4 protein-coding genes and 1 pseudogene are annotated in these 4,278 nt (G+C 39.0%); all 5 read left to right on the top strand.

Annotated features, from left to right (window positions below; translation table 11 throughout):
* Positions 1-334 precede the first annotated feature (334 nt).
* The 5 genes and pseudogenes from AC6ESP_RS29390 (at position 335) to AC6ESP_RS29370 (ending at position 3,989) form a co-directional block, all read left to right on the top strand.
* Entirely contained in the window at positions 335-658 is a 324-nt protein-coding gene (locus AC6ESP_RS29390) for a site-specific integrase (protein WP_497100335.1), read from the top strand.
* Positions 631-1,130: pseudogene (locus AC6ESP_RS29385) on the top strand (tyrosine-type recombinase/integrase). Before AC6ESP_RS29390 ends, AC6ESP_RS29385 begins: the two are co-directional and overlap by 28 nt.
* 162 nt (positions 1,131-1,292) lie before the next feature.
* A complete protein-coding gene (locus AC6ESP_RS29380) occupies positions 1,293-2,366 on the top strand; it encodes a CHAP domain-containing protein (protein ID WP_497100334.1) in 1,074 nt (357 codons plus the stop codon).
* Positions 2,367-2,493: 127 nt separating this feature from the next.
* A complete protein-coding gene (locus tag AC6ESP_RS29375) occupies positions 2,494-3,357 on the top strand; it encodes an aminoglycoside 6-adenylyltransferase (RefSeq protein WP_497100333.1) in 864 nt (287 codons plus the stop codon).
* Between the two features lie 242 nt (positions 3,358-3,599).
* The gene (locus AC6ESP_RS29370; protein ID WP_497100332.1) at positions 3,600-3,989 is read left to right on the top strand and encodes a hypothetical protein; all 390 of its coding nucleotides are present in this window, start codon (positions 3,600-3,602) and stop codon (positions 3,987-3,989) included.
* Positions 3,990-4,278 lie beyond the last annotated feature (289 nt).

The following is a 4,278-nucleotide window of genomic DNA, read 5'->3' as shown; positions in this document are numbered from 1 at the left end:
GGCTATTTTTTTGTACAGTCTTAAACAGTATTGCGAAGAAGGCGAGGGTCTTCCGTATCATAAACGGAAGTTTTAGAACCATTGAAAACACGGATGGGTGGACTAAAGTACGATACTCCCAAACAAATGAACTAAATGAAATCGGAAACACATGTACATTTTATCATGTAGATTCAGTTGAACAGAGAATTGGTTCCTTAGATGATTTGATAAATTCAGTCTGTCTTGAATACCAGCATCATTGAGCTAACGGGAAACGCTAGATTAATATCGAGTCTCAAAACCTTCCATTAGAAGCAAACTAGTAATAATTGCTCTGTTGGGAGGTTTTTTTATGGTTTTAAGCGAGTTATGGCTTCAATATGAAGCAGATAAACGAATCCAGGGGTTTAGTCCGAATACATTGAAAGCTTATGTCTTACAGCTCAAGATGCTGATATCTGAACTCGGTGACTTAGATATTTCTGACGTAACCTTGAATATATTGAAGGAATATTTAGCCAAGCAGACCGATCGATTGAAACCAAGCAGTCTTGTGCATCGCATCCGTTTCGCACGCTCTCTTTTTCGTTTCGCCTATGAAGAAACGTATCTACCTTCAAATCCATCACTTAAATTACGCGAACAAAAATGGAAAAACGTATTCCAAAGTTCTTAATGGAGGAAGATGTAATCCATTTGAAAATCTCATGTCAGACACTAAGAGAAAAAGCTCTGTTTGAGTTCTTGTACAGCATGGGTTGCCGAATTGGAGAGGTGGAGAAAATCAACATTGAGGCTCTGAACTGGGAGAACTGCTCGGCCATTGTAAATGGAAAGGGCTCAAAGCAGAGAGAGGTTTACTTCACCACCGAGTGTAAAGTATGGTTGAAGAAGTATTTAGCTAGTCATGATGACTCATGTAGAGCCCTTTTTGTAACGGATACAAACGGGTTGCAGAACGTGGAGATGTCGAAGCAAATGTATATCCCCATCGCTTCCGTCATACCTATGCATGCCAGCTACTGGATAACGGAGCACCTTTAGATTTCATTCAAGGCATGCTGGGCCATGAAAAAGCATCGACTACACAGATATACGCTCAGTTGCGCGGCGAACGCCGGAGAGAACTTTATCGTCGATTCTTTTAGATTGAAGTACAGAAGAATTGAAAAGCATAATTAGATAATAAAAGGAGGCATAGAAATTGGAGAGCAGATTAACCCCTAAACAGCAAAAACGGCGGCAAGAGCGGGAACTAATTGCAGTTCTCGATGACTGCTGCGGCTGTATTAGGATAGGGAGGAATAATTTTGAATTGCGAAACTAAGCGACTTGATAGAGTACGAGGGCTGGTTCATGAAACGCTTCTTACAATAGAGAGTAACTCGAAGAGACAGGAAGCTTTCGCTCAACTATCTGGAGTTTCAACTTTTGCTTCGATGCTCGCCATGAGAAGAGGACAAGATCCGGAAATCGCTGCGATCGCGGGGTTACTTCACAATTATTATTTCTATAGGACCGGAGTAAAGACCTTCCCTGGTCACAACAGTGCAGATGCTGTAAGACCTATTATACGTAGCACTCAAATCTTTACCGATAAAGAGATGTCAGTCATTCTTAGATCTATCTTCTATCAAGAAGATAGATCTCGAACCCATGGAGCATATGAGGAAATTGTTAAAGATGCTACTTTATTGTTATTATACTTTCGCAATATAGGTAACAATTTACCGGGTACGGACACTATTAGATTGCAAAATGTATTTAAAGAATTGGGGATTCCAAGGGGAATTATATACGAGGAATCCAATGTTTATATGGAAACATTGCATAGAAACACTGGAGACAGACGACTTGTGCTGGCTGATTATGCAGAAACACTTGCTGGGCAAAATATTGTGGGCACCCCGGAGGATAAACGTTATCGAGAAATTTGCAAGTATTGGCCGGACTCAGATATCTATAAAGTGCTAAAGGAGAATTGGTGTGCTGCCTTCGTATACTACTGCTGTATGCAGGTTGGATTGCTACTGCCAATTAGATATCCAAACCACATGTATCGATTAGCTGGGGTTGGCGCATGGTTGGATTGGGCTCAACTGCCTGAAACAGGATTTTTCTATTACGATAAAAAAGACGGATTCAATCCAGAGCGTGGTGATATTGTCATTTTCGAGAAGCTTGTTTCAGATCATTCTCATGATCATATCGGAATTGTTTTAGCTTGTGATGACAACAGAGTATTGGTCGCGGAAGGTAATAAGGATAATAAAAACTACTCGAGTGTTCTATACAGGGATAGAAGTCACTGTATACTCGGTTATATCCGTATAGACGACGGCTATCAATATCATTTCAAAGGTGAGTATATGCCTATTGTTTAATAATTTCTGACGATAAGTTATTGCACTAACGGGAGTTTAACTCAACAATCGTTTGGGAAAATTTGTTGGATGGTACATAGCTCAATATGCTAACATGGGCATGTAACCAAACTCTGGGGGGAGAACAATGAGTAGTGATCTATATGAGATTCTTGAAGAGCGTATATCTAACTGGGGACTTAGTAATGAGGAGATAATCACGATCTACATAGTTGGATCAAGAGCGAGATTGGACAAGCCGTTTGACGAATATTCCGATTTAGATCTAGTCATCTTTTCAACTAATCCAGATTACTATCTTCAAAATGACGAATGGTTACTACAAATCGGTACGGTCTGGACAAACTTTATGTTTCGAACCGTTGATGGGGATCCTGAGAAACTCGTTCTCTTTGATCAAGGTGTGCAAGTTGACTTTTTATTTCGTCATATTTCGGATTTGGAACGTTCAATTAATCTAGACCAGATTCCCCAAGGCTTTCATCGTGGTGTCAAGATTCTACTTGATAAGACGGGAAAGGGACACAAGCTAGTACCTCAAACCATAATTGCCCCTGGGAATAATCCCATTTCACAAGAGGCTTTTTTGCAGGTTGTTAGTATGTTTTGTTTTGCCAGTCTGTTCGTGGCAAAGCAAATTTTGCGTAATGAATTTTGGGTAGTCAACCAGAGAGATAAAGACTGTAAACAGTTACTGCTGCAAATGATAGAATGGCATGCAAAAGCCTCACATGGAGCGACATTTGATACATGGCATGCAGGAAGGTTTATCAAAGAATGGGCTGATAAAGATGTAATAGACGATTTGAAGCTTTCTTTTGGGGGGTACGATCAGAAGAGCAGTTGGAAAGCATTAACCATATCGTTTGAGTTATTCTGTCGATTATCTTCTGAAGTCGCAAACACATATAATTATACTTTTCCAGCCAACTTATTCTCTAATATCAGAACCTGGGTTGAGGAACACCAAGTGGGTGAGAGATTAAGCTAACTGGAAACGATAGTTGAATAAACAAGGAGCAGTTTGCTACAGCGACTGCTCCATTTGTTTATTTAACGGGCAGATTAGCGCAATATTGTTCTACATGGGATAAGTCCAAAATATGATATTAAAACAAAAAAAGGTGTGTCTTTCGTGCAAAGAGTCATTACTGTGCTCTTTGTATTGGCATTACTGGTGATCAGCAGTAATTGATAGGAAGAAGGAGATTGTTTATAATTAGGAGGTAATGTATGGAAGTTGATTTTATCTACATATCATCAATTATTGTGTCGATTTTGTTTGTGTCCATTGCATTTTTTCAAGTGCTACTTTCACTTGGTTATCCTATCGGTGAATATGCAATGGGTGGATATTATAAGGTTTTACCAAAAAAATTACGTATTGTGAGTGCAGCTAATGCTTTGATTCTTGTTTTTATGGGCATTGTTTTTCTACAACATACTAATGTCTTAACAGGTTTTTATTTTTTATCTACTAATATATTAGTATGGGTTATTACAATTTTTCTTGGCTTAAATACAATAGCAAATTCTATATCTCGTAGTAAGAAAGAAAGATTTATTATAACTCCATTGTCGGGTTTTTCTTTCATATTATGTTTATTTATAGCTTTATCATAGCCTAAAGAGTTTACCGCCCAACAAGAGGGAATTGTCACAGTAAGAGCACCTGACGGTCCTTGGTAGCAGAAAATTAACAGCCTAATCGGTGAACCGTAAGAATGAATCATTACGCTATCGGGAGACGATACTTCAACAACAAGGAGCAGTTTGCTACGGCTGCTGCTCCATTTCTTTATAAGCTATACCAGCTAATAGCTTGTCAACATTACCAGCAAAACAGCTCGAGAACTTGTGTTATATTGATTAATGAGCATGCCAAAGAACCCTCCAATTCGAATTGTATTGG

The sequence above is a fragment of the Paenibacillus xinjiangensis genome (assembly GCF_059686975.1).
This window is presented reverse-complemented; position numbering and strand designations above follow the sequence as displayed.